Raw genomic sequence first — 23,988 nt, 5'->3', positions numbered from 1 at the left:
TTTTTAGTTGTATGATTATATCAAAACTTTACACTTTGTTAAATTTATTTTTTTCTATTTCGCTCAAGGCTTTGAGAGACATCTCTTTGACATCCCGTGCCACCTCATTGACTTCAGCCGCAGTCTGTGCATTAAGCTCTGTCATAGCATTTACCTCATCAACTGCTTTGTTAATAGAATTCGCACTCTCGCTTTGTTCGGCAATATTGGCCTCAACATCGGTAATGGACTGCGTCAGGATACTCACTGTTGTATTGATTTCAGCCAGTGATTTTTGTGTTCCCTCTGCAAGCTTTCTTACCTCATCAGCCACTACGGCAAATCCGCGTCCATGCTCACCCGCACGTGCCGCTTCAATGGCCGCGTTAAGTGCCAGCAGATTTGTCTGATCCGCTATATCACTGATAACCTGCATCACATTTTTAATATCCTGTGACTGGCTGACAACTTCATTTGCTTTTTGGGATGTCTCTTCTATGGTCTGCGCTATAGTATTGACCGCCTGCGTTGTCACACTCAGCTCTTTTGCCTGTGAAGCCGTAGAACTGTTTAATTCCTGCATTTTTGACTCAAGCATATCTGCCCGCTCAAGCAGTGCATTTGCATTGTTATAGGAATCGTTCAAAAGTTTTGTGATGGCATCGCCAAGATTGTTGACTCTCTCTACAACCGCTTTTGTCTCTCCTGTAATTTTTGCATCAAGAACAATCTTATCCAGGTAGTTATAGTTTGCATACTTTTCAAGACCTTCGAGTATATCGTCCATCACTTTTTCCTGGGTATCGAGCATTTTATTGATTGTATTTGCCAAAGTCTGGATTTGCGAGTTTGTTGCCTCGGAATTGACTCTGCATTTAAAAGAACCCTGCTGTACCTTATTAAGAGTAAGAATTGACTCTCCGACACAGAGCATATCATTCTCTATTCCTTCATTTATTGTATCTGTCTGTTCGTTGACCATTTTTGCAACACGGGCGAGTTCATCACTGCCAGACAAATCAATCTTCTCGATTACATTGTGTTTTCTGTTTAAAAACTCCAAAAACTGTTCCATCCCTTTGCTTATTTTTGAAACGGAGTGTGTGATATTTTTGCTGATTAGCCACGAAAGCACTGCTGTAAACAAAATAATAAAAAGCATTACAAAAAGATACAGATAGAGCGCATTTTTTTCATTCTCATATTTTTCATGTGCCAACCGGGTAAGATTTTGGCTCAGGTGGTCATCCACTTTCTTCAAAAGATTGATTTTTTGCGTGATGGTATCAAACCAGTAAGAAGCATCCACACCAAATCCGCCTATGGTATTGGCCTCAAGCGCAATTTTTCGCATCTTTTCAACCTCCTGCACTGCCTGTATAGCCATCTGCTTTGTATAATATGCCACCAGATAGGAAGGGGCTACAGAGCGAAATACTCTCAAAAAACTTTTTTGTTCTGTTATGAGTTTTACAAATTTCTCTTTCATACCCGGCAGAAATTTATTTCTGGCAAAAGCATTTGAGAGCACTGCCCGCTCTATGCCTGCTCTCTCTTTTGCCATTAAAAAACTGTAATAGGCAATGAGCTTTCTTCCGCTTTTTATATCTGTTGCCAAATGTGTCATATAGGCAATCGTATCAAGCATAGATGTATTTGCGGCAGTATAAGTATTTAGAGCACTTTTTACATCAATATCCAGTGATGTCACACGCTTTCTTACACTCTGTAATTCTTGAATTTTTTGCAAAAACTGATTTACGCGTTTTTGTAGTTCATGCGGATAGTTTTGAAAATGAAAACTTTTGATATCACCTTTAAGCCTTGCCAGTTTTTTATCACTTGCGGCTCTCTGTGCCGGAAGTCTGGTAACGAATTTTTTGGCATTTGAGCCTATATACCCTGCTGTAGCACCTCTCTCTTTTTGTGTTTCATGTACAAAGTTTGCGATGTCTATGGCAAGCTGAAAGAGTTCTTTGCTTCTTTTGTCACTGCCGTTCAATCCTTTTTCTATTTTTTCCTGCACTTTTTTAAGTCTGTTTATTTTTTTTGTAATCGTATCAAACCAGTAGGTGGCATCCACACCAAAACCGCCAATCTCTTTGGCACTCAGCAAAATGGTTTCCATCCGTTTGACTTCTTCAATCACCTTACCCTGCAGAATCTCTCTCTTGTATGCAATATCTTTTTTTGAGGCAAGGGTCTCAAAGCTGCTCATAAATGCCTCTTGTTCAGAGATCAGTCCTGCCAGTTTTGTTTTTGCCCCTTTGATAAACTTGTCATTTGCGAAAGTGGCACTTCCGACTGCACGCTCTATGCCGGCTCTCTCTTTGGACTGTAAAAAATCATAATACGCCAGGGTCTCGGCACTGAGCTGTGCATCCGCTGCCTGCAAAGAAGCTTTTGCTATAAAATTTAAAAACTTTGCATTCATTTGTGTATAGTAGGCAATCGCCTCCTTTGCTCCCATACTCTGTGCCGTCACCTGAGAACGAATGGTATTTATCCTTGAGAGATCCTGTAATGCCTTCTCAAGGTATTCTTTGACATCTTTATCCAACAGACTGATGACATTCCCGTTTTGCAGATACTCTTGCAGTTCTTGAATTTTTTTGTCAGTCTCTTCTTTTTGCGAGACAAGTTTTTGTGCAAACTTTTTCCCTTTTGAACCCAAAAATCCGGCAGTTGCACCCCGCTCTTTTTGTGTCTCATGCACAACTTTGGAAATTTTTTGATCCAGATCGACGATGATGCTGTATGTTTCATACTGCTGACTGTTTTGCAAATGACTGTAAATTGCACTTATGGCTATGATGACAATGACCGCAAGAGGCACTGCAACATTGAGCAGCATCTTGTTTCTTACTGAAATCTTTGTTAAAAAATTAACCATTGTGGCGCTCCTTTGCTCTCATCTCTTTATAAATTTTTTCATATTTCTCTTTTTCCATTTCTGAAACTGTTCTTCTGCAGGAGATATAACCCGGTTGCCCGTCACAGGAGGTAAAGGGGTAAACCGTGGCAAAAACCCAATAGTAGTCACCGTTTTTTGCCTTGTTTTTTACAAAGCCCCGCCATCGCTTCCCGCTTTTTATCGTATCCCACAAATCTTTAAAAGCGGCACGCGGCATATCTGGGTGACGGACAATATTATGCGGTTTGCCAACAAGTTCATCAACACTGTATCCGGCATAATGACAAAACTCATCATTGGCAAAACGGATAATCCCTTTCGTATCTGTTTCTGAGACCAAAAAAGCTTTGGTATCCAAATGTATTTCAGCCATTCAAAATCCTTAAGTATATTTTAAAAGTTAGATATAGTACTTTTAGAAAGCTTTGCTTTTAGTTAAAGGTTCTAAAAATTCTCTTTTTTACACTTTCTTTTCACTCTTGTTTTACACTGCCGACATCTTTCATAGGAGGAAAATATGAAAACAACTTTAAAAATAAAGCTTCTTGGACTGGCAGGTCTCGTCTGTGCTTCACAAATTGAGGCGGCCGACTGGCTCAAGCTGCAAGGGTATCAACCGGAGTTTTTTGCACCAAAAGGGGTAATCGTTCCATATCGCAGTCACAAACCGAAAGTCTGGGGATTCATTCAGGCAAATTACAAAAAAGACGAGGGAAAAGTTTTGATTGCTCCTGACGGTAAAAACAAAACACCTTTTTCTCTTTTAAACCCTGACCTGGAATCGCAATCCGGTATGAGTCTTTTTCGGGCACGTTTGGCGATGAGAGGGATGGCTGACAATGACAACCTTGTCAACTACTTTTTTATGACAGAGTTTGGAAACAACGGTGTCAACAATCTTGCCGGACATAGAAATGTCGGTACTTATTTTACAGATGCTTCTGTAACACTCAAACATATAAAAGGGGCGAAAATCAGAGCCGGTATGTTCAAATATCCGGGAAGTGAAGAGGGCTTGCAGGCTGTCTTTGTTTCTCCTTACATCGAGTTTACTTCTATGACATTTCAACAGCTTTTAGAACGACAGGTAACAAAAGTAGGAGCAGCACAGACAGGTGCAGCAGCAGGCGGTGCACAGACAGTTCACTATACCAGCACAGAAATCAACAGACCAATCGGCGCTTTTAGAGATACGGGTGTACAGATTTTCGACACCTTGCCGCTGGTAGATTCATGGAACATCTCTTATGCTTACATGTACGGAAACGGAAACGGTATCAGTATGAGCAGTTCGAATGCACAGGCAACCCACTACGGATATCTTGCACTGGAGAAAATTTTTGCAAATCCCGGCAAAGGATACTATACAAACTCACTCAAAATGTTTGTCTGGGGACAAAGCGGAAAAAGAAAACTTCTCTCCAACAACGGAACAGCAACAACCCAAATTGATGCAGACCGAAAACGATACGGTTTAGGCTTTACCTACCATAAAGACGGCATCAGAGTCGAAGGGGAATATATGAGAGCCTCTGGGATGATTTATACCGGTGCAAAAGATACAGATCCTGATCCGCAGACTGAAAACTGGCAGTTTCAATTCGCTGCAGGCAGTGAAAACAAAGCGGACGGCGGATATGTGAATCTTCAGTATGAAATCGTTCAGAGAAAGTTTGAAGTATTTGGCAGATATGACTACTTAAACCGTCTGACCAATGACACCAAAGGCGAACGTGACTTTAAAACCCTAACGCTTGGTGCCTCATACAGATTCAAAGGAGCAACAAGAGTCGATCTGAACTACATGATACGGGATGCAAAAGCTCCGGGTAATGCAAATGCACAAAAAGTTTTAGACAATATGGGGAACCGTATTGCTATTCAAATAACAGCAGCTTTTTAAAGGATTGACAATGAAATTATTCAAAAAACTCTCAACAGTGGCATTACTTATGTTGCTCGGAACAGGTCTCTATGCGCAAAACAGTGACGCAGAAGAAGAAAATGATGTAGTCAAAATAGTCTATCAGTGTGATTTTCCCGATATTCAACGTATACACCTGATGCTCAATACTATTAATAACGCAGCCAGCTATTTTGACAAAAATCTTATTCCGTATGAGATAAATGTTGTCGCTTTTGGTCCATGTCTTCAATACATGATGAAAGATTTTAAGGGCACAGGTTTTGTTAAAATGCCTTACTGCGAGCATGGAGGTCCGACAGGTGCCGGGACCGTTTCACGTTTTAAATCTTTAAAACAGCTTGGCGGTGACAACATCAACTTTTTTGCCTGTGGCAATACAATGAAGAAAAAACATGTCAAAGATGAGCAACTGCAGGATTATGTGAAAAAAACACCTGCGGGCATCATTAAAATCGTTAATTTGCAAAGACAGGGATGTGCATACGTCAAAATTAAGTAATTTAACGCCAAGATTTGTGTATTATTATAAAAAATAATACACATTCTTTATGTATGAAGTAAAAAGAACATGAAACTCTATCAGAAATATCTCGCTGTAATATTGTTAATGCTGGTAATTTTTATAGGCTACTTCTATACACAAAACAAGCAGGAGTTTACTGACAGAGTGCATACTGTTTTACTCAATATTTTAAACAAACAGATAGAAAATGAAAAGGCACGGGCTTTTAATTTTGCCTTTGCCCTTTCTCAAAATGAAACACTCCAGCGCGCGCTTAAAAACAATGATGCAAAAAAAGCCTATGAAATTCTCCAGACACATATGAAGGCACTTGAAACATTCAGCGGTTCAAAAATCCGTATTCAGATTCTTTCAAAAGACATTACTATATTTGCACGCAGCTGGGATAACAGTGATGCGGGTGTCAATGTCAAAGCCTACCGTCCCGACTTGGTAGAGATGAAAAAAACACTCAGCCCGCATCTCTCCTATGAAGCGGCAAGACGGCTTGTGCTTATCGCTTCTATTCCTATTGTAGAAAACAAAAAGTGTCTCGGGTTTGTTGAGGTTATTCAACGTTTTGCTTCCCTTGAAAAATATTTTGCCCAGTACGATATAGATATGATTGCACTCCTCGATGACAAATACCAAAACCAGTCCGTACTGCTAAAAAACAATCCGCGTATTAAAAATATGATAGTAGCAAACAACGGAGCAAACATCAATCACATTCAAAATCTCCGCAGATTGGACTTGAATAAACTTGAAAGTCTGGGTTCTGTGCAGACCGAAGAGTATCTCTACATATCAAAAGTCATTCTCAACTCCAAAGCAGAACGTATAGGTTACTTTATACTTATACTTTCACAAGAAAAACTCAAACTTTTCAGCAGTTTTGAGAATGAACTTGAAAGCTTTTTCAGCTACTCAAGAAAAGATCTTTATTCTACTATTGTCAATAAAGACAAAGCTTTTGACCCTTATACCGACTTAACAGCAAAAGAGCTTGTTTCACTGAAAAAATGCACAACACAAAAAGACAGGGCCTGTTTGGAGAAAAATTTACGTAACAAACTCAACAGATACACAAAAGAAGAGTTAATATCCCTCTTGCTGGATGCCAACTCTCAAAAAATTTCAAGAGGAAAGATAAAATGAAAATACTTTTACTCGAAGATGAGACAATTTTAAAAGAGAGCATTGAAGAATTTCTCAGCTCAAAAGACTATACAGTAGACAGTTTTGAGAACAGCAGTGATGCTTTTGATGCCATTTTTTGCAAAGAGTATGACTTGCTCCTTCTGGATGTCAATGTCCCCGGAGAATTTAACGGGTTTTCTTTAAGAAAAGAACTCGGAGATGAGGGAAAGAACATTCCTACAATTTTTGTCACTTCCATGTCAAGTGCCGATGCAATGCTGCAGGGATATGCAAACGGCTGTTGTGACTATATTAAAAAGCCTTTTGATTTAATCGAATTACAGTTAAGAGTACAGCATGCCCTAAAATCCAACTGTTTTAAAACCGACAGTGATATGCTCCAGCTTCCCTGTGACTACCGGTATGATGTTAACAACCGGAAACTTATCGGTATATCGGGAGAGATTCAACTGAGCAAAACAGAAAATGACATTCTTACTCTGTTCATCAAACACAGAAACCAGATTGTCACTTTTGAAATGCTGTATGAAGAGATCTGGGAGAACAATGTTGAAGCTGCCAATGCGAGAGTGCAGATAAACAACCTAAGAAGAAAGCTGCCAAAGGATGTCATTGAGAATATTTACGGCATAGGATACCGACTTGATTGTCAATGAAGAAAAGTTTGTAAAAAAATACAGTCTTATTTATACACTGATTGTCTCTTTTATACTCCTGACGCCTTTGTCATTGTATATCAATCATAAAATAAACCTGCAGGAAGTGCAAACAGAAGTGGAACTCAAATCCATCCAGGCGCACATCATAAAAGCCATGGACAACTTTGGAAACCATCCTCAGGAGATCTTTGAGTTTCCAAAATTTGCCTCTTTTGCCTCAGGTCTTTACAAAAAAGATTTTACTCCGGTCTATACACAAATAGACGAACCCCTCCCCTCCTATATGCCAGGATACCATTCCAAAGGTTCTCATAGGTATCTCATCACAGAACTCCCGGATAAAAAATACTTTTTTGCAAACTATTTGGTCACAAAAACAGAAATCTCTTTCGCTCCTGTTTTTTTTGAAGCCAGCCTCATTGCCTTTGGAATCATTACGCTCATCTTGCTGCTCTCTTTTTATTTTTTAAAAAGCTTTTCAAAACCCTTCAGAAGAGTCAATGAAAAGCTCGATGATTTTATCAAAGAGTCTATGCATGAAATCAACACCCCTTTGAGCATCATCAATGTAAATGTTGACCTTTTTGATGCGCTTTACGGCAAAAACAAATATTTCAACCGCATAAAATCAGCAACACGCTCTCTTGCCACCATTTACAATGACATGGATTATCTCATAAAACAAAACAGAGTTGAATACAAAAATGAGCCCATTAACCTTTATGACTTTTTACAGGAGCGTGTCTCTTATTTTGAACTTATCTGCCAGTTAAAAGAGATAGAACTTCTCTTTACATGTAAGGTAGGACAACCTGTACTGTTTTTCAGCACAACTAAACTGCAAAGAGTCGTTGACAATACTCTTTCCAATGCCATAAAATTCTCTTTTGCAAAGAGCAGGATAGAGATAAGATTGTTTTTTGACAAGGATGAAAATATATGCTTGAGTATTCAGGATTACGGCAAAGGCATCCAAAACCCGCAAAAAATTCTCGAACGCTACTACAGGGAAAATGAATATAAAAACGGGTTTGGCATAGGTATGAGCATCGTCAAATCAATCATAGATGAAGCCGATATACATCTTGATATAAAATCCGAACCAGGAAAAGGAAGCATATTTACCTATACCTTTAAAAAGTCTATGTTCCAATCAGTTCCTGTTTGATTGCTCTGTAGAACTCTTTGTATGTTGCACGGTTGAAAATATACTCTTTGGTTTTAAAAAGTGTATCAAATACTATTTTCCACAAAGCAGAAAAATTTTTATCATCTCGCAGTGCACATAGTTTTTCCTGCATTTTAAGTTCCAGTTTTGCCAATTCCCGGGCATGTTTTACATACTCTTTTATCAACTCATAATCAACCCCGACTTCCCTGCAGTTCTCTATCAAATTCACTATACAAGCTTCTTTTTGAGTATAATCATTCTCCCCTATTGGCATTAAAACACCATCAGCAAGCAACCTTTCCAGGAGTTCCTCATCAATATCAAAATGCTCTGTAAACTCTTTTTTGCTGTAGTGCTCGCTGTGAATCTCAATACCGCTTAAAGTATTCATGAGCGGTGCCAGCATTGTGTAAGAACTTGAAAATGAATTGTTTTTTTTCTCTAAAACCAGTTTCACCTGTTCGTTACTGCTACCCATCTCCTCTTTCATATACTTGATATATTTGATGAGCTCTATATGCTCATCACTGTATTTATGAACATTTGCCTTTACTTTTACAGGATTTGGCAAAAGTCCCTCTTTTATATAGTAAAGTATAGTCGATTTTGGAACACCTGTTTTTGCCACAAGTTCAGACATTTTATAATCCATTTTTCATCCTAATTAATAACTGATTAAGAATTATATCATATAATTCAAATTGTAAAGTGTAGCTTTACACTATTTATTTCAAATGGAGTTTATATGCCTAGACAGATACCTTGGTGGGTTGGCGGAATTGCAATGAGTTTACTTTTTTATTTTAGTTTTTCAACTTTTGGAGCGAATCGTCCTATCGGTGCTTCAACCGGAATGGCGTACCTTGCAACTGTTTTATTTGGACTTGATGCAGGCAGTTATGCTTATACAGCAGAGATAGAACAATCCGGAGCATGGGAAGGTGTCATGCTGATCGGTCTGTTCTTTGGCGGACTTTTTATGTCAATTTTTGTAACAAAGTCTTTTCATTTGAGTCTTATCCCCACACTCTGGAAAGAGAGAAAAAACAGATCAGTCAAATCTCGTATGCTTTGGAGTTTTATTGCCGGATTTCTGCTTGTATTTGGTGCCAGACTAGCAGGCGGATGCAATGCCGGGCATATTTTGTCCGGTGGCAGTCAATTGGCACTCAGTGGTATAATCTTTGCCGTTTTTGCGCTGGGAACAGGTGTGATAACAGGAAGATTTTTTTACAAAAAAAAGGTTTGCAAAAATGACAGATAGAATTGTACATATGTTTGATATAGTGGCAAGGCAAGGACATGGTTCTGTTTGGACGGTACTGTTTACAGGCTTTGTTTTTGGTGCCGTTATTTTATACTCAAGATTGGATAAATTTGAAAAAATGGCTGGTTTTATGCTTTTTGAAGATACCCTTGTTCCTCGTATGGCGATGACAACCGTTGCACTTTCAAGCCTGGGATTTTATATTTTGGTACAGACTGGTTATGCTTCTTATTCTGTAAAACCTGTTTTACTTGCAGGACTTATCACGGGGGCAATACTTTTTGGTATCGGCTTGGTTATTTTAGGAAAATGTCCCTCTGCTTTTTTTGTTTCGGTATCTGAGGGCCGAATAGATGCCCTTGTCGGCGTTTTGGGAGGAATGGTCGGTGGAGCGGTTTTTACGCTTTTTTACCCTCAGATAAAAAACTTCATGGGTCCGGATTTGGGAAAAATGCAAATATTTCATTATTTTGAAGATCACGCTTTACTTGTTGTAGTAATTTTTAGTACTATTTTACTGATTACTGCATATCTGCTGCCGACAATAGAATATAAAGACCCTGCAGATTTCAAAAAAAATTAGATACAAAGGAAAAAATATGGCATATATACAACTACCGGAATTTGAAGAAATGAGCCCTGCAATTCAGGACAAAGCAAGACCTATTTTAGAAAAAACAGGAAAACTCGGAGAGATATTCAAACTCTTGGCTCTTGATGAAAAAGTTTACTTTGCAACAGACACAATGATACAAAAATACCTTTTGGATGAAACAACACTCTCATACGATATAAAAGAGTCTATCGCTTTGCTTATATCTTTGGAAAATGGCTGTAAAATGTGTGTAGATGTCCATAAAAGTATCGCAAAAATGTTAGGTATGAGTGAGGAGAGAATCGAAGAAGTTTTACAGGGTGTCGATGATTTGGATGCTGATGAAGCAGAAAAAGCACTTTTAAACTTCTGTATACGCGCATCCAAAAAAGACAACTACAAAGTTACAAAAGAAGAGATAGACAACTTGAAAAAACTCGGCTGGAGTGATGTCCAAATAGTCGAAGCAGTTGCTATTACCGGTTACTTTAACTACATTAACACACTTTCAAATGTTTTTGGCTTAGAGTAAGAATATGAAAAATGTTTTTTTACTTCTCAGCCTTTTTAGTGTACTTGTCAATGCCAGAGAGTATAAAGTTGTCTTTGACTGCAGTTCGGCTGATGCATCTTATATAAAAAGCCGTATGTGGCTTGTCGGAAAAACTATAGATATGATTGAAGAACAGGGAGATACTGCAAAAGTAGCACTGACACTTCACGGCTCCTGCGTTGCAATGGTGGCAAAAGATTACGACATGACAGTACCGGATGAAGATGTCCAAGATATAAAACAATCCCAGCAATACCTCAAGAAACTTGCAAAAAGAAAAAATGTCACCATCACTGCCTGCGCTATGTCTCTGGCACATAATGCTATTGAAAAAGAAGATGTTCTGCCTTTTGTAAAGATTTCAAAAAACAGTTTCTTAGATACCATCAGATACCAAAATGACGGGTATGCGCTCATGAGTTTCAAATAAAAAGGTTTGGCAATGCAAAAAATTTTTATACTGCTTTTTGTTTTGTTCTCCTGTGCACAGGCACAAAACAGCGTTACAGATACAGCGCAAGAGTTACAATGGCTTGATACAAAGGATATGCAGAAGTTTAACGGTATATGGAAACTGGCAAACAGTTACTGTAAAGCATTACATGCAGCGCAAAAAGATGACTGGCGACTGCCGACAAAAAAGGAACTGCAACACCTGGGAGAGTCAAAAAAACTCAAAGCAAAATTCAGGTACCTTGATACTGCGCTGTACTGGAGTAAAGATATAGACAAAAGCAGTGACGGATTTAATGCTTATACCGTCTATACAGGAAACGGTTTCATCTCATCAACGGATAAATGCAATACAAACAAACTGGTATGTGTCAGAAAACTACAGTGATGAAAGATCAAACTCTCTGGTTTGATCTGAACACTCTATTGTAATAATACAGGCAGATTTACTGATTTTTTGAACATTTCTCACATTATCCAGGAGTATCATAGACTTTTTTGTCACGGGGTCAAAGGTTTTCAGTTTTTCATCTTGAACATAAAAAATACGTCCGCCTCCACAGCCGTCACCGACAATCCCCTCACAAACAAGATCAGAACTCAAATCAAAACCATGAATCATCCAGACACTCCTCTTTTGCATCTTTTACAAACTCTTTATACTCCGTGCTGTTTTTGTCCAGATTTTTATACTCATCATAGGTATACTCTTTGAAAGTGGCATCATCCAGACATTTGCAAAGCTTCGTAGAGTTTTCGTCACCGCTGCAGTGCGAAAGCATCTCTTTTTTCTGTTCCTCTTCCCAACCGATGTAGGAGTTATAGTACGGATAAAGCGCCCATATTGCAAAAGCTATTGTCAGGACAATATTGATGATATATTCTCTCTTTTTTGTCTCAAAATACTTTTTTACATCATAAGAGATTAAAATTATAAAAACAACCTCAAGCCCTATATTAAACCAGTCGCTCTCTAAAAAATCAAACAAATCCTATTTTTCCTCTCTTAGCTTTTTGATTGCTTCGGCACACATGGTCAGACCGAAAGTTGCCGTGACCCCCATAAAGCTGCCTTTTTCTTTTATGACTGCTTCCTCGCTTGAAAAAATCACTTTATATTTTTTGTTAAAACCGCGTTTTTTCAATTCATACCGAATTTTTGCACCGAATTTATCGCCGTAACTTTTCCAGATATCACCCACCTGAACCTTTGTCGGATCAAGCCTTTTGGCACTTCCAAAAGAAGAGATGAGTTTTTTATGGCATTTTTGTGCGATTGCGAGTTTTGCATTTCTGTCATCTATCGCATCAAGTACCAGGTCATATGGTTCAAAATCAAACTCCTGCACCCACGCTTCGTCTATGCGTCTGTTGATTACATGTAACTCCGGATAGTGCTCTTTTAAGGCATTCACCTTTGTCTCACCTTCATGCAGTTCCGACCACATCTGACGATTTTGGTTTGATTTGTCATAGGTATCAAAATCTACAATCGTGATATTTTTCACACCGCTTCTGTATAAACAGTCCAGGCAGAAGCTGCCGACACCGCCGACACCCAGCAGTAATATTTTAGCATCTTCGAGTTTAAAAAAATCATCCTTTAACACAAGTTTTATACGGTCATATTTTTGCATCAGTCCAACCATTCTTCTAATGTTTTCATGCTTTTGTACGCACTCAAATCAAGCATAATCGGAGTCACAGATATAAATCCGTCACGTATTGCTTCATAATCGCTCACACCTTTGACACCTTCTCTTGCTCGAAAATTCAGAGGATGCAGCCCAAGCCAGTAGTGTTTCTCGCCTCGTGGATTACTGTGCACATCGGCTTCATTCGAGTAGACCCTGTACCCTGCATAGGTTATCTTCATCTGTGCCTCTTCAACTGCCGGAGGAATGTTGATATTTAAAAATTCTCTCTCAGGCAGAGGGAACTTTTCATTTCGTATTTTTGTCACTATCTTTTTGATTGTTTTTTGCGCGAGCGTAAAATCTCCCTTGGGATTGGCAAAATCCATTACCTGCGAAATCGCAACAGAGGGAATATTGTGCAAAACACCTTCCATAGCACCTGCAGCGGTTCCGCTGTAGGTAATGTCTTCACCCATGTTGGAACCTCTGTTTATCCCGCTGACAACAAGGTCTGGTTTGTCTCCCTGAAAAATTGCATTCAAAGAGAGGTACACGCAGTCAGTGGGTGTTCCGTCTTCGAGTTTAAAAAAGTTCTCTTCAATGCCTACAAAACGCAAAGGTCTTGTCAGGGTCAAAGAGTGCCCGCAGGCAGACTTTTCATTTGCCGGAGCCACAACAGTCACCTCCACATCTGGGAGCTCACGTAAAGCTTCCACCAGACACAGCAGTCCTTTCGCCTCATATCCGTCATCATTTGTTACTAAAATCTTATACTTGTTCTTCATAATGTAATTGTATAGAAAACATCATTTACATTTGATAATTTTTCATTATTACCGATATAGATTAAAAGTAAAAAAGAGAAGAAAAGAAAAATGAACACATCCTATGCAGCAAACAGTTACTACCGCCATGATTTGAACATTACCATGAAAACCTCAAGCGGAGACATCATAACAATGGACTTTGCAAACGAGAAGTCTGCCTCTGCAAACTATGAGACAGATGGCAGTTCACGCAAAACATCTATGAGCTTTTCCTCAATGTCCTCATTTAAGTTCTCCATAGATACTAACGGCATTGATGCACAGGACCAAAAAGAGATAGAAGCTTTTATGAAAACGGCTCAGCCTTATATAGACAAATTTATACAGGAGTTAAGCGAAGATGCCCCAAAATCACCGGTAACAAAGCTTGCCAAAAAAATAGCCGCACTGTTTCAACCCAATGAAAACAACAGTGAGGCACGCAACAATACTATCAAAACAAATATTGTAGAAATGTTTGACAGATCACTGCAAAAAGTACAGGAACCTCTCAACATTTTCAAAGAAACACAGAAGCTTCTGGAAAAAACACTCAAAGAGTTTGATACCTTTAACAAAGAACTTTACGCCTAAAAATGCAAAAACTTGACAATAGCGTCAGAGTTATTGTAAAATTCCAGCAACAAGACAGATACACAAGGTATCTTTGAATCTTTCCTACAATTTCAATCCTAATCAATTAAGGCAGTCATACATATGAGTGAAAATGAATCTTCCACACAATCGCGTAAAAACACTAAAAACAATCATAAAAACAATTCAAAATCCAGAACACACACTCCTGTAAAAGGCTCAAGTGTCGAAGAACTTCGTACAAAAAGCATTCAAGAGCTTGTTGATATAGCGACACAGCTTGGTGTTGAACAGCCAAATGAACTCAAACGCCAGGATGTAATCTTTGAAATACTCAAAGCACAGACTGCACAGGGCGGCTATATTCTTTTCAGCGGTATTTTGGAAATTATGCAAGACGGTTACGGTTTTATCCGTTCAATCGATCAGAGTTTTAATGAAAGTATCAATGATGCCTATGTATCAAACACACAAATCAAACGCTTTGCTCTGCGAAACGGAGATGTTGTAACGGGTCAGGTTCGTCCCCCAAAAGATCAGGAACGCTACTACGCGCTTATAAAGATAGAAGCAGTCAACTCCCTTCCTCCGGAGGAGAGTAAGAAAAGACCTCTTTTTGAAAACCTCACACCACTTTATCCGACAGAACAGCTCAAACTCGAATACCGTGAAAAAGGCTTGACAGGCCGTATGATGGATCTTTTTTGTCCTATCGGAAAGGGACAGCGCGGTTTGATAGTTGCGCCTCCAAGAAGCGGGAAAACAGAGCTTTTAAAAGAGATCGCACACGGTATTACGACAAATCATGCTGAAGTTGATTTGATGGTACTTCTTGTGGACGAACGCCCAGAAGAGGTAACAGACATGGAGAGAAGCGTCAAAGGAGAAGTCTACAGTTCTACCTTTGATATGCCTGCAAAAAACCATGTAAAAGTTGCCGAGATGGTCATAGAAAAAGCAAAACGTAGAGTAGAGCTTGGTCGTGATGTCGTTATTCTCCTGGATTCTATCACTCGTCTTGCACGTGCCTACAACACAGTTACCCCTTCAAGCGGAAAAGTGCTCTCAGGCGGTGTGGATGCAAATGCCCTGCATAAGCCAAAACGTTTCTTCGGAGCGGCGAGAAACATTGAAAACGGCGGCAGTTTGACTATTATTGCCACAGCTTTGGTTGATACGGGAAGCCGAATGGATGAAGTTATCTTTGAAGAGTTCAAAGGAACAGGAAATATGGAAGTCGTCCTTGACAGAAAAATTGCAGACAGACGCATCTACCCTGCTATTGACATTCTCAAATCAGGAACACGTAAAGATGAACTCCTTATCGGTCCAGAAGTATTGCAGAAGGTATTTATTCTTCGTCAGATGCTGCATAAACAGGATAACGAAGTCGAAGCACTCAAATTTATCTACAACACTATGGGCAAAAAATCTACGAATGAAGAGTTTCTTGAAAGTATGAACACAAACAGCTAGTGTTCATGTTTTTAGGAACCCGTACTTCAGTGCGGGCTAAGAGTGGCAAGAGTATTACAACAGCCGGCACTGAAGTACCGGTTCCGAAATTGAGATTAAGTCCTTAACACTCTTTCAAAATCACATCTATCATATCATCGGCAAGAGTAATCCCTGTTCTGTAAAAAAGCTGTTTCTCTGCCTCTTTAAATATCAAAGTAGTCGGCACTTCTTCAACAAAATACCGCTGTGTCAGATACTCCGACTTTCCGCTGTCAATGCTCAAAACAGAGACATTCGCAAGCCTGTCACACAACTCCTCAAGCTCCATGTCCATAATCTGGCATGCATCACAGTAGTAAGAACCAAACTTTAAAACGACAAATTTTTCTTTTTCAAATTCTCTTGCCAAAACAACATCAAAATTATCTTCATCCACATCTATAAACGCCATTGTCTATCCTTTTAATTGCTTAACTGCTCTTTTAAACTCATCCCCACGCTCTGCAAAGTTTTTATATTCGTTAAAACTCGAAGCAGCAGGAGAGAACAACACGGTTTTTCTTGCTATATTATAGGCTTTTTTGACACTCTCTTGCAAGTTTTTTTGCAAAAACAGATTTTTTTGTTTCGCTTTTACATGTAAAGCATCATAAATTTTTTTCCCTGTATCCGAAAAAAGTATGATGTTTGCGACATCACTTGCAAGCAAAAAATCTATCAGCACTTCATAATGCACACCTCTGTCATTCCCCCCGATTATAAGCGTATCAACATTTTTTAAAATTTTCACAGCCTCTATGGTAGCCTGAGGGATTGTTGCTATTGAGTCATTTATATAAGACACACCCTTGACTTCTTTGACAAATTCCAGCCTGTGAGGAAGCGTTTGAAAAGTGTTAAGTGTTTGCATATATGCCTCATCACCGAGTGCCAAAATTTCTTTGAGTTTTTCAAGTATCTGCAAAGTAGATTGATGAATAAACCCGTTTTGCAGACTGAAATCCACACTGTATTTGAGTTCATTTTCATATACATTATATCCGCAGTCCAATTTTTGCGCCAGATTATAGATAAAAACATCCTTTTTGCTCTGATACCTGTATATATTGAACTTGGCTTCATAGTATTGATGTACATCTTTGTAATAATCCAAATGTTCTTCAAACAGATTGGTCAAAATCGCAATATGAGGGGAGTGCGTTACATGTAAGAGCTGATGAGAGGAGAGTTCCATCACTATTTTTGTCTCAGCACTGATCTCTTCGAGCATATCAAAAGCGGGTATACCGATATTGCCACATAAAATACTCTTTTTTTCTGCATTTTTCAACAAACTGTCTATAAGTGTTACAAGGGTACTTTTGCCTTTTGTTCCCGTTACTCCGATAATCTGATGCTTAAAATGCTTGAGTAACAGTGCTGTTGTAGAAGAAAAATGAAAAGAGTGATAATCAATGTCCAAATTATACAAAGAGATGCCGGGTGATTTGATAATCAGTTCTGCTTCATGGAGCTTGTCCAAATAATTGTCATCACAAGAAGGATGATTTTTATCTATGATAACAAGCTCAGTACCTGGTAAATATTTTTGTGCAAAATTATAAAAAGATTTCCCTTCTACACCAAAACCGAAAATCCCGATACTTTTATACTGTTTTAAATCAGAAACTAAGTTTTTCAACATGGCTTTTGAGGTTCTTTTTGAATTTTTGTGGCAGATTGTTTTGCCCGTCATAGTTTACATGTAAAGGATATTCCATATTTTTTGGTTTGTAGGTTTTCAACAGGGACGGCAATTCTTGTTGAGAATACGAATAATATTTTTTGCTTAATGCGTAATTGACCTCATCATAGGTCCCCACACACTCAAAAGGTTTGACGGCATCACTTTGGGAAAGTCCGTCAAAAAGTTCTTGCAGTGCCAAATCGTCAAGCATATCTTTGCCAAATATTTTTTGCAGTGCAGCGTCCTCTATATAATTGCACAGCATGATATAGGTAAATAGGCATTTTGGGCATTTGCCACACCATTCATTGCGTTTACTCCCGACATTACAGCTGCGAAACGTAAAAAAGTGTTCTTTTGCAAAGCTGGCAAAAAGCTTGGCAATGTGTATCTCGTCCAAAGGACGCAAAAAACTGAAATACTCTACATCCTCCGTTATAAAACTAAAAACATACTCCCGAAAATCATTTTCAAACTCTATAGATTTTGAGTACTGATGGTTGATTTTCTGTCCGTTATAGATGATGTTTTCTTCATTGGCACTTGATTCGTTTGAAAGGACGATGTACTTCGTTTTGTACAGCAGACCAAGCCAGATGGAGATAAAGCCGACAATGGAGGAAAAAGGGATATGTCCGTTTAAGTAGCCACGCGCATTAAAATCCAGAATTTTCTCCAGGTCAAGCTCTCTTTTTAGTTCTATCGCATGTTTTGGATGCTGCTTCAGTATCTCTTGTGAAGCAACAATAGGGTTCATAGAAAACATCAATGCATCAGGAAACTCCTTTTTTAAAAGCTCATAACTTACAAGAGAGTCTTTTCCTCCGCCAATCGGTATGATGATGTTTTGCTGTGTGCATAAAGCTGTTTTGTCAAATGTCTTGCCTTTACATGTAAAGCGAACAAGATCTTCTTGCTTTACCTCGATGCCATTGAGATAAATATACTCCCCCAGCCCATTAAAATAAAGCTTTTCAAACCATTTTTTCTGCATTTCGTTTATTGTTCCGCACTCTATGACAAACTCTTGCGGCAGAGCGATTTTGTAGTAACTGATGGCTTCTGCAAGGCCGATATGAAAAACAATATTGTGCATAGAAAAATCTGTAGATATTTTTTCATTTTTTGTAATGCTGAGACGATGAAGAAAGTCAGTAGTTTTTCCTTCTTCATCAAGTTGATAGTGAAAGTGCAGAGCTATTTTATCTTCATCTTCTTGAATTTCATAGCTTTTGTATATAAATTTATTTGCTTTTTTACGCAACTCTTTAAATTTTTTCATGAGAACCATTTGATATTTTTAAAAGATTATATAATCTTTTAACTCTATATCAACTAAAAGTTCCCATTAGTTAAAATACTCAAACAGTTTGTTTTTATCGATTTTCACCAAATCAAGCGCCACATTCTTTTTCAAAACAGCCTTTGTTTCCTGGCTGAGTTTATCAAGCAGTTCGGCATTGTTCTCCTGTGGAAACGCTAAAAACAGAGATTTTGGCTGTATCTGCTGCACAATCATATCTATATCTTCTGCCACCTCAGTAAGTGTTCTTTTTGCAATCGTCTCTTCAACACTGTGTTCTTCAATTGTTGCGTGTCCTTTTCTGCCATTGGCATCACTTTTGAGTTCATGGAGTTTTTTTCTGCCCTCAATAAAATCTTCAGCATTCACCAATTCCAAAGAGTAGTTAATTTTCAATTCATTGTTATAAATATCTTCATGTTTTATTGTTTTATATGCTTTTAATTCCCCTAAGTCTGCCACGATTATAACTGTATTGTCTAATTTCATAATTCATCCTTGTAAAAAAATTTAAAAACATCATCAAAACAAAAGATGCTTTACATTATGATATGGAAAGAATACTTTATTGCAGATAAATTTCAGACAAAAGGAGCAAATATGAGTACAAACCGTGAACTCATTCAAAGCATGCAAAATTCTGGCGTTTTAAAAACACCACAAATCATAGAAGCTTTTGAAAAGATTGACAGAAAATATTTTGTGCCCGAAGGTTTTGAAGAAGCAATTTACAGAGATGCCCCCCTGCCCATCGGCGAAGGACAGACAATCTCTCAGCCTTCAACAGTTGCTTTTATGCTTGAACTGCTTCAACCGCGCCAAGGAGACTCTGTTTTGGATATAGGGTCAGGTTCCGCCTGGACTACATCACTCCTGTGCGCCATTGTAGGTGAAAGCGGTCATGTTACGGGCATGGAACGTGTTGAGAGGCTTGTCAGTATTGGACAAAAAAACCTTTCGCAGTTTGGTTTTGGGCAGTGTCATATCGAAAAAGCAGGCAAAGAGTTAGGAAAACCGGGAGAACAGTTTGACAAGATACTGGTCTCTGCCAGTGCACCGGAAATTCCTTTTTCACTTTTTGAACAACTCAAACCCAACGGTGTACTTGTCATACCGGTAGGCAATTCCATCTTTAAGTTTAAAAAACTTCAAGATGGCAGAATACAGCAAGAGGAATATGCAGGTTTTGTATTTGTACCTTTGATTTACCAGGAAAAACAGTTTCATTAAATCATCTTTTAATCCACTCTCTGCTAAAATCTATTTACCTGAATTTGGAGTATGAATTTGAAAGAAGCGCATGAAGTTTTAGCCAGAAAATATCGTCCGTCAAACTTTGATGAACTTATCGGTCAAGAGACGATAGCACAGACTCTCTCACTTGCACTTGATTCAAACAGACTCTCTCATGCCTATCTGTTTTCAGGGCTGCGCGGGAGCGGAAAAACTTCAACTGCCCGTATCTTTGCCAAAGCACTCATTTGCGAAGAAGGAATGAGTCATAAACCTTGTGACAAATGTTCCAACTGTGTGATGGCAAAAGAGAATCGTCATATGGACATCATAGAGATGGACGGGGCAAGCAGCCGTAAAATCGACGATATTCGTGACCTTATAGAACAGACAAAATACAAACCGGCCGTTGCCAGATATAAAATCTTCATTATTGATGAAGTACATATGCTCACAAAAGAGGCTTTTAATGCCCTGCTTAAAACACTTGAAGAACCGCCCCAATATGTCAAGTTCGTCCTTGCAACCACTGACCCGCTCAAACTTCCTGCAACAATTTTAAGCAGAACACAGCATTTTCGATTTAAAAGTATTGCCACAAACAAGGTCGTTAATCATCTTGCCCATATTTTGCAACTTGAGGGGATAGAGTATGAAACAGAGGCGCTTGAAATTCTCGCAAGAAGCGGGAGCGGAAGTCTTCGTGATACGCTGACATTGCTTGATCAGGCAATAATCTACTCAAAAAACCATGTTGATGTTCGTACCGTTACAGATATGCTCGGACTGGTTGACCCAAAATTTATCAGTAAACTTTTCGATACTGTTTTTGCAAAAGACTATGCACGGCTGGTAGAGTATACAAAAGAACTGGAAGATTACGAAAGTGAAATGGTTGTAGACGAACTCATCGCTTATCTCAAAGATAAAATGTATAATCAGGATGCTCTTTTTTCTACACTGGTACTTGACAGGTTTTTTAGAATACTGAGTGAATCAAAATATCTTTTCAGCATTAATGCCGATGGTTCCTTTGTGCTTTCGATGATATTTTTCAAGATGACAGAAGCGCTTAAAATACGGGAAATTGATCAGATGATAGAATCTTTTGAAAAAGATGTGAAACGTCCTGAAATTATTGTATCACAGGAAGAAAAAAAAGAGGTGCAAAGCTCCTCTCCTGTAAAAATAAAAATGCAGGAAACTACCCCTGAGATGAACGGCAAAGTCGCAAAAGAAACCTCTGTAGAGAATACGCAGGAAATACCGACAAATGAGCATCTTCTCACTTTTCAAACGCTCATAGAAAGAATCACAGACAGAAACTATGCACTTGGTGAGTGTTTTACAAAAAACATTCGCTTTGTTTCCTATGAAAAAAACATACTTACTTGGGAGAGTTGTGCGGACGAAGAGTGTAAAAAAGTGCTCAAACACGGATATGCGGTCATTAAACAGCTTGTTCGTGAAACCTTTAGTTTTGAGACAAAAATAAAAGGAGTTGCCTGCACGAAGTTAGAAACAGAAGAAGAACCACAGACACAGGCATCACAACCCGTCGAACAACAGCCCGAAATGCAAAGCGGCTCTACCGTCGAGGACATTGAAGCAGGCGGTGCTGCAAGCTGTGTGACAAACTGTGATGAGCCTTCTGTGCAAGATGAAACAAACGGCACAGACATCACAAAAGAGCCGATGATCCAAAAGGCGATAGAGATGTTTGAGGCAAAAAAGGTCACCGTGCAGTCAAAAATCTAGTCAAAAAAAATTTCACTGCAGCACAAATCTTTTTGATGACAATACTCTAATATCTCAACAAAAGGGGTAGAGTTCCTTTTTTTGATTGTTGCAAATTTTGATTGGGAAATATTTAGTAAATTTGCCACATCCTTATCATATACTTTCGTATTTGATCCATTCGCAATATGCTCTTTGAAAACTTCTATAATCGTTCGAAAATCTCTCATTCTTACTCCTAAGAGCAACAATATAACCAAGAAAAATCAAGAAAGCTAAAAATATGTCAATTTGTTAACATATTTTATACCCTACTCCGCGAACTGTTTGTATATAGTCTTTTGACTTGTCCGGGTCTATCTTCTCTTTGAGCCTGTTGATGGCAACATTGACAGTCTTGTACTGGTGGTTTTCACTGTCACCCCAAACATTTTCAAGCAGATAATCCCTGTCAAGTACACTGTTTTTATTTAAGATAAATTCACTTAAAAGATCAAATTCAAGCTTTGTCACATCAACAGGTCTTCCGTCTACATGTAATGTTCTGCTGCTTTTGTCAAGCAGTAAATCTCTAAAAAGCAATTTTGAATTATTGTATTTTTTTGAAGTTCTTTTTAACACAGATCGGATGCGAAGGACCAATTCTTTCATATTAAACGGTTTCGTGATGTAATCATCTCCGCCTCGCAAAAAGCCACTCTCAATATCTTCATCTCTGTCTTTTGCACTTAAAAATATAACGGGTATATCAAGCCCCTCATCACGTAGTTTTGCAACAAACTCACTTCCTTCAACACCGGGAAGGTTCCTGTCCATTATAAGTAAATCTATATCTTCTTCATCTAAAATCTGCACAACTGTTTTTGTATTTAAAAAGCCTATTGTTTCAAATCCCTCTTTTTCCAGGGTGTATTCCAACAGTTCGAGCAAATCTTCCTCATCCTCAACTATTACTATATTTGCACTCATAAATATGCCTTACTATTTTTTATAATTATATCAAAGATTCTATGGTATAATAGACCAATTGCGGAAATTTTGAAGAGGAAAAAAAGATGTTTGTTTCATCATACAATACATATATACCAAACAAGCACACATCAAAAATAGATAAAAATACGCAAAATGAAAGAGACAATTTCTCTCAAGAGCAAGAAAAAGTATTCTCAAAAAGCCTTGAAAAAGTTGTTGCTTCTTCTGTAGAAATACTACTCAATTATATTTCAAACTATAAGTCATTACACAACCAGCAGTTACTGCAACAGCAAAATACACCCAAAAAAGAGTATGCCAAAACAAAATTTGAAAAAATAAAAAAAATCAGCAGTGCCCAGAATGCCTACAGTGAAAATTCTCACTATTTTTCTCTTGCGCAAAAACCCAAAACAGCGTTAACACAAGAGGTCAAACAGCCTGAAAACATACAACGCAACACTCTTTTAAAACAGAAATTTATCAATACCTATATTGCAAATGACAACTACTACAGAGTAACTGCCGCCTAATCCAGCCATGCCTCGGTTTTAATCACTCTGCTGTCATCAAAAATTTTCAGTTTATATGCTTCACTGCATTTGCCGTCATTGATTTGCATGACAGCCATCTGCAGAATTTTTTTACACTTTTTTGGAATATCAAAATGCCCTTTTAGACCTGTCAAAAACTGTTTTACAGGAACATCCTTGTCCATGCCTATAATATTGTCACGGCACCCTGTAAGCCCTATATCACTCATATATGCCGTACCGTTTACAATTTGAAAATCATCAGTGCCTACATGAGTATGTGTCCCGATAATTCCGCTTACTTTTCCCTGAAGCATCATCATCAGTGCGCGTTTTTCACTTGTAGCCTCAGCATGAAAATCAACAAAAATATTTTTTATCTCCTGCGTGTGCAGCTCCTCAACCGTATTTTTTGCACAGCGAAAGGCATTGTCGGTATAGGGCATTGCATAGTGCCCCATTATATTAAGGACAGCAAGTTTTTCACCCTTTATATCATAAACACGCAGACCGGTTCCCGGTACTTCCTCAGGATAATTATGGGGCCGCAGCAGTTCATGCGTATCTAAAAGAGGAATAATCTCTTTTTTATCCCAGGTATGATTGCCTCCGCTCATAACATCGATGCCGTAGGAGAAGAGTTCATTTGCATTTTTGAGTGTCAACCCAAAACCGTGAGAAGCATTTTCATAATTTGCAATGACAAAATCTATTTTGTGTTCTTCTTTTATTTTCTTCAGATAATCCCGCAACATAATACGTCCGGGCTGACCTAGTATATCGCCTATAAATGCTATTTTCAATGTAT

General features: G+C 38.4%; 29 protein-coding genes. 15 read left to right on the top strand and 14 right to left on the bottom strand.

Translation table 11 applies throughout. The features are described 5' to 3' along the window. Window positions 1-28: 28 nt before the first annotated feature. Both ACM66U_RS03145 and ACM66U_RS03140 read right to left on the bottom strand, forming a co-directional pair. Window positions 29-2,872, bottom strand: a complete 2,844-nt coding sequence (locus ACM66U_RS03145) for a nitrate- and nitrite sensing domain-containing protein (protein ID WP_418641115.1) — start codon at window positions 2,870-2,872, stop codon at window positions 29-31. Next, a complete protein-coding gene (locus ACM66U_RS03140; RefSeq protein WP_151900866.1) occupies window positions 2,865-3,266 on the bottom strand; it encodes a PAS domain-containing protein in 402 nt (133 codons plus the stop codon). Before ACM66U_RS03140 ends, ACM66U_RS03145 begins: the two co-directional genes overlap by 8 nt. Before the next feature lie 144 nt (window positions 3,267-3,410). On the opposite strand from ACM66U_RS03140, the gene ACM66U_RS03135 reads away from it, so the two are divergent. The 5 genes from ACM66U_RS03135 (at window position 3,411) to ACM66U_RS03115 (ending at window position 8,310) form a co-directional block, all read left to right on the top strand. Continuing rightward, window positions 3,411-4,796, top strand: a complete 1,386-nt coding sequence (locus ACM66U_RS03135) for a hypothetical protein (protein ID WP_151900867.1) — start codon at window positions 3,411-3,413, stop codon at window positions 4,794-4,796. Window positions 4,797-4,806: 10 nt separating this feature from the next. Then, window positions 4,807-5,319: a hypothetical protein gene (locus tag ACM66U_RS03130; RefSeq protein ID WP_418641114.1), complete on the top strand. Its 513-nt coding sequence runs from the start codon at window positions 4,807-4,809 to the stop codon at window positions 5,317-5,319. 108 nt (window positions 5,320-5,427) lie between these two features. After that, a complete protein-coding gene (locus ACM66U_RS03125; protein ID WP_418641113.1) occupies window positions 5,428-6,480 on the top strand; it encodes a cache domain-containing protein in 1,053 nt (350 codons plus the stop codon). Further along, window positions 6,477-7,139 carry a response regulator transcription factor gene (locus tag ACM66U_RS03120; RefSeq protein WP_418641112.1) on the top strand — a complete coding sequence of 221 codons (663 nt, stop codon included), beginning with the start codon at window positions 6,477-6,479 and terminating at the stop codon, window positions 7,137-7,139. Before ACM66U_RS03125 ends, ACM66U_RS03120 begins: the two co-directional genes overlap by 4 nt. After that, the gene (locus ACM66U_RS03115; protein WP_418641111.1) at window positions 7,126-8,310 is read left to right on the top strand and encodes a sensor histidine kinase; all 1,185 of its coding nucleotides are present in this window, start codon (window positions 7,126-7,128) and stop codon (window positions 8,308-8,310) included. Before ACM66U_RS03120 ends, ACM66U_RS03115 begins: the two co-directional genes overlap by 14 nt. On the opposite strand, the gene ACM66U_RS03110 is transcribed toward ACM66U_RS03115, so the two are convergent. Next, window positions 8,285-8,965: a MerR family transcriptional regulator gene (locus ACM66U_RS03110; RefSeq protein WP_418641110.1), complete on the bottom strand. Its 681-nt coding sequence runs from the start codon at window positions 8,963-8,965 to the stop codon at window positions 8,285-8,287. The genes ACM66U_RS03115 and ACM66U_RS03110 overlap by 26 nt on opposite strands. A gap of 93 nt (window positions 8,966-9,058) precedes the next feature. Here ACM66U_RS03110 and ACM66U_RS03105 point away from each other — a divergent pair, with 93 nt between their 5' ends. The 5 genes from ACM66U_RS03105 to ACM66U_RS03085 are packed head-to-tail and all read left to right on the top strand — an operon-like array spanning window position 9,059 to window position 11,569. Beyond that, window positions 9,059-9,577, top strand: a complete 519-nt coding sequence (locus tag ACM66U_RS03105) for a YeeE/YedE thiosulfate transporter family protein (RefSeq protein ID WP_418641109.1) — start codon at window positions 9,059-9,061, stop codon at window positions 9,575-9,577. Then, on the top strand, window positions 9,567-10,163 hold the full coding sequence (locus ACM66U_RS03100; RefSeq protein ID WP_418641108.1) for a YeeE/YedE thiosulfate transporter family protein: 597 nt from the start codon (window positions 9,567-9,569) through the stop codon (window positions 10,161-10,163). Before ACM66U_RS03105 ends, ACM66U_RS03100 begins: the two co-directional genes overlap by 11 nt. Before the next feature lie 16 nt (window positions 10,164-10,179). Continuing rightward, entirely contained in the window at window positions 10,180-10,707 is a 528-nt protein-coding gene (locus ACM66U_RS03095) for a carboxymuconolactone decarboxylase family protein (protein ID WP_418641107.1), read from the top strand. Between the two features lie 4 nt (window positions 10,708-10,711). Then, window positions 10,712-11,158 (top strand): DsrE family protein, encoded by a 447-nt coding sequence (locus tag ACM66U_RS03090; protein WP_418641106.1) that lies wholly within the window; start codon window positions 10,712-10,714, stop codon window positions 11,156-11,158. A 12-nt stretch (window positions 11,159-11,170) separates the two neighbouring features. Continuing rightward, window positions 11,171-11,569, top strand: coding sequence for a DUF1566 domain-containing protein (locus tag ACM66U_RS03085; RefSeq protein ID WP_418641105.1), 399 nt, complete (start codon window positions 11,171-11,173; stop codon window positions 11,567-11,569). On the opposite strand, the gene ACM66U_RS03080 is transcribed toward ACM66U_RS03085, so the two are convergent. Genes ACM66U_RS03080 through surE form a run of 4 tightly spaced genes read right to left on the bottom strand, consistent with a single transcriptional unit; the run spans window position 11,561 to window position 13,603 of the window. Next, window positions 11,561-11,803, bottom strand: a complete 243-nt coding sequence (locus tag ACM66U_RS03080) for a thiamine biosynthesis protein ThiF (protein WP_346389467.1) — start codon at window positions 11,801-11,803, stop codon at window positions 11,561-11,563. The genes ACM66U_RS03085 and ACM66U_RS03080 overlap by 9 nt on opposite strands. Further along, complete coding sequence (locus tag ACM66U_RS03075; RefSeq protein ID WP_151900879.1) at window positions 11,787-12,170, bottom strand: hypothetical protein; 384 nt, start codon at window positions 12,168-12,170, stop codon at window positions 11,787-11,789. The genes ACM66U_RS03080 and ACM66U_RS03075 overlap by 17 nt, the downstream gene beginning before the upstream one ends. Window positions 12,171-12,173: 3 nt before the next feature. Continuing rightward, window positions 12,174-12,818, bottom strand: coding sequence for a ThiF family adenylyltransferase (locus ACM66U_RS03070; RefSeq protein WP_418641104.1), 645 nt, complete (start codon window positions 12,816-12,818; stop codon window positions 12,174-12,176). After that, window positions 12,818-13,603, bottom strand: a complete 786-nt coding sequence (gene surE, locus ACM66U_RS03065; RefSeq protein ID WP_418641103.1) for a 5'/3'-nucleotidase SurE — start codon at window positions 13,601-13,603, stop codon at window positions 12,818-12,820. Before surE ends, ACM66U_RS03070 begins: the two co-directional genes overlap by 1 nt. Before the next feature lie 90 nt (window positions 13,604-13,693). On the opposite strand from surE, the gene ACM66U_RS03060 reads away from it, so the two are divergent. Both ACM66U_RS03060 and rho read left to right on the top strand, forming a co-directional pair. Further along, complete coding sequence (locus tag ACM66U_RS03060; protein WP_418641102.1) at window positions 13,694-14,218, top strand: hypothetical protein; 525 nt, start codon at window positions 13,694-13,696, stop codon at window positions 14,216-14,218. A 123-nt stretch (window positions 14,219-14,341) separates the two neighbouring features. Further along, the gene (rho, locus tag ACM66U_RS03055) at window positions 14,342-15,694 is read left to right on the top strand and encodes a transcription termination factor Rho (protein WP_346389463.1); all 1,353 of its coding nucleotides are present in this window, start codon (window positions 14,342-14,344) and stop codon (window positions 15,692-15,694) included. 103 nt (window positions 15,695-15,797) lie between these two features. Here rho and ACM66U_RS03050 read toward each other — a convergent pair whose 3' ends face one another. The 4 genes from ACM66U_RS03050 to ACM66U_RS03035 form a co-directional block, all read right to left on the bottom strand. After that, the gene (locus ACM66U_RS03050; protein ID WP_151900884.1) at window positions 15,798-16,127 is read right to left on the bottom strand and encodes a thioredoxin family protein; all 330 of its coding nucleotides are present in this window, start codon (window positions 16,125-16,127) and stop codon (window positions 15,798-15,800) included. A gap of 3 nt (window positions 16,128-16,130) precedes the next feature. Then, complete coding sequence (locus ACM66U_RS03045; RefSeq protein WP_418641101.1) at window positions 16,131-17,360, bottom strand: Mur ligase family protein; 1,230 nt, start codon at window positions 17,358-17,360, stop codon at window positions 16,131-16,133. Next, window positions 17,338-18,684, bottom strand: coding sequence for a hypothetical protein (locus ACM66U_RS03040; protein ID WP_418641100.1), 1,347 nt, complete (start codon window positions 18,682-18,684; stop codon window positions 17,338-17,340). Before ACM66U_RS03040 ends, ACM66U_RS03045 begins: the two co-directional genes overlap by 23 nt. A 66-nt stretch (window positions 18,685-18,750) precedes the next feature. Further along, on the bottom strand, window positions 18,751-19,194 hold the full coding sequence (locus tag ACM66U_RS03035; protein WP_418641099.1) for a host attachment protein: 444 nt from the start codon (window positions 19,192-19,194) through the stop codon (window positions 18,751-18,753). Window positions 19,195-19,305: 111 nt separating this feature from the next. Here ACM66U_RS03035 and pcm point away from each other — a divergent pair, with 111 nt between their 5' ends. Both pcm and ACM66U_RS03025 read left to right on the top strand, forming a co-directional pair. Further along, window positions 19,306-19,935 carry a protein-L-isoaspartate O-methyltransferase gene (pcm, locus tag ACM66U_RS03030; protein WP_418641098.1) on the top strand — a complete coding sequence of 210 codons (630 nt, stop codon included), beginning with the start codon at window positions 19,306-19,308 and terminating at the stop codon, window positions 19,933-19,935. 57 nt (window positions 19,936-19,992) lie between these two features. Then, the gene (locus tag ACM66U_RS03025; RefSeq protein ID WP_418641398.1) at window positions 19,993-21,696 is read left to right on the top strand and encodes a DNA polymerase III subunit gamma/tau; all 1,704 of its coding nucleotides are present in this window, start codon (window positions 19,993-19,995) and stop codon (window positions 21,694-21,696) included. On the opposite strand, the gene ACM66U_RS03020 is transcribed toward ACM66U_RS03025, so the two are convergent. Continuing rightward, window positions 21,693-21,905, bottom strand: a complete 213-nt coding sequence (locus tag ACM66U_RS03020; protein WP_418641097.1) for a hypothetical protein — start codon at window positions 21,903-21,905, stop codon at window positions 21,693-21,695. The genes ACM66U_RS03025 and ACM66U_RS03020 overlap by 4 nt on opposite strands. Before the next feature lie 64 nt (window positions 21,906-21,969). Next, window positions 21,970-22,644 (bottom strand): response regulator transcription factor, encoded by a 675-nt coding sequence (locus tag ACM66U_RS03015; RefSeq protein WP_151900896.1) that lies wholly within the window; start codon window positions 22,642-22,644, stop codon window positions 21,970-21,972. Window positions 22,645-22,730: 86 nt separating this feature from the next. Here ACM66U_RS03015 and ACM66U_RS03010 point away from each other — a divergent pair, with 86 nt between their 5' ends. After that, window positions 22,731-23,180, top strand: a complete 450-nt coding sequence (locus tag ACM66U_RS03010) for a hypothetical protein (protein WP_418641096.1) — start codon at window positions 22,731-22,733, stop codon at window positions 23,178-23,180. Here the strand turns inward: ACM66U_RS03010 and ACM66U_RS03005 are convergent. Continuing rightward, a complete protein-coding gene (locus ACM66U_RS03005) occupies window positions 23,177-23,983 on the bottom strand; it encodes a TIGR00282 family metallophosphoesterase (protein ID WP_151900898.1) in 807 nt (268 codons plus the stop codon). The genes ACM66U_RS03010 and ACM66U_RS03005 overlap by 4 nt on opposite strands. Between the last annotated feature and the right edge of the window lie 5 nt (window positions 23,984-23,988).

The sequence above is a fragment of the Sulfurimonas sp. ST-27 genome (genome assembly GCF_048081595.1).
Classification (GTDB): domain Bacteria; phylum Campylobacterota; class Campylobacteria; order Campylobacterales; family Sulfurimonadaceae; genus Sulfurimonas; species Sulfurimonas hydrogeniphila.
This window is presented reverse-complemented; position numbering and strand designations above follow the sequence as displayed.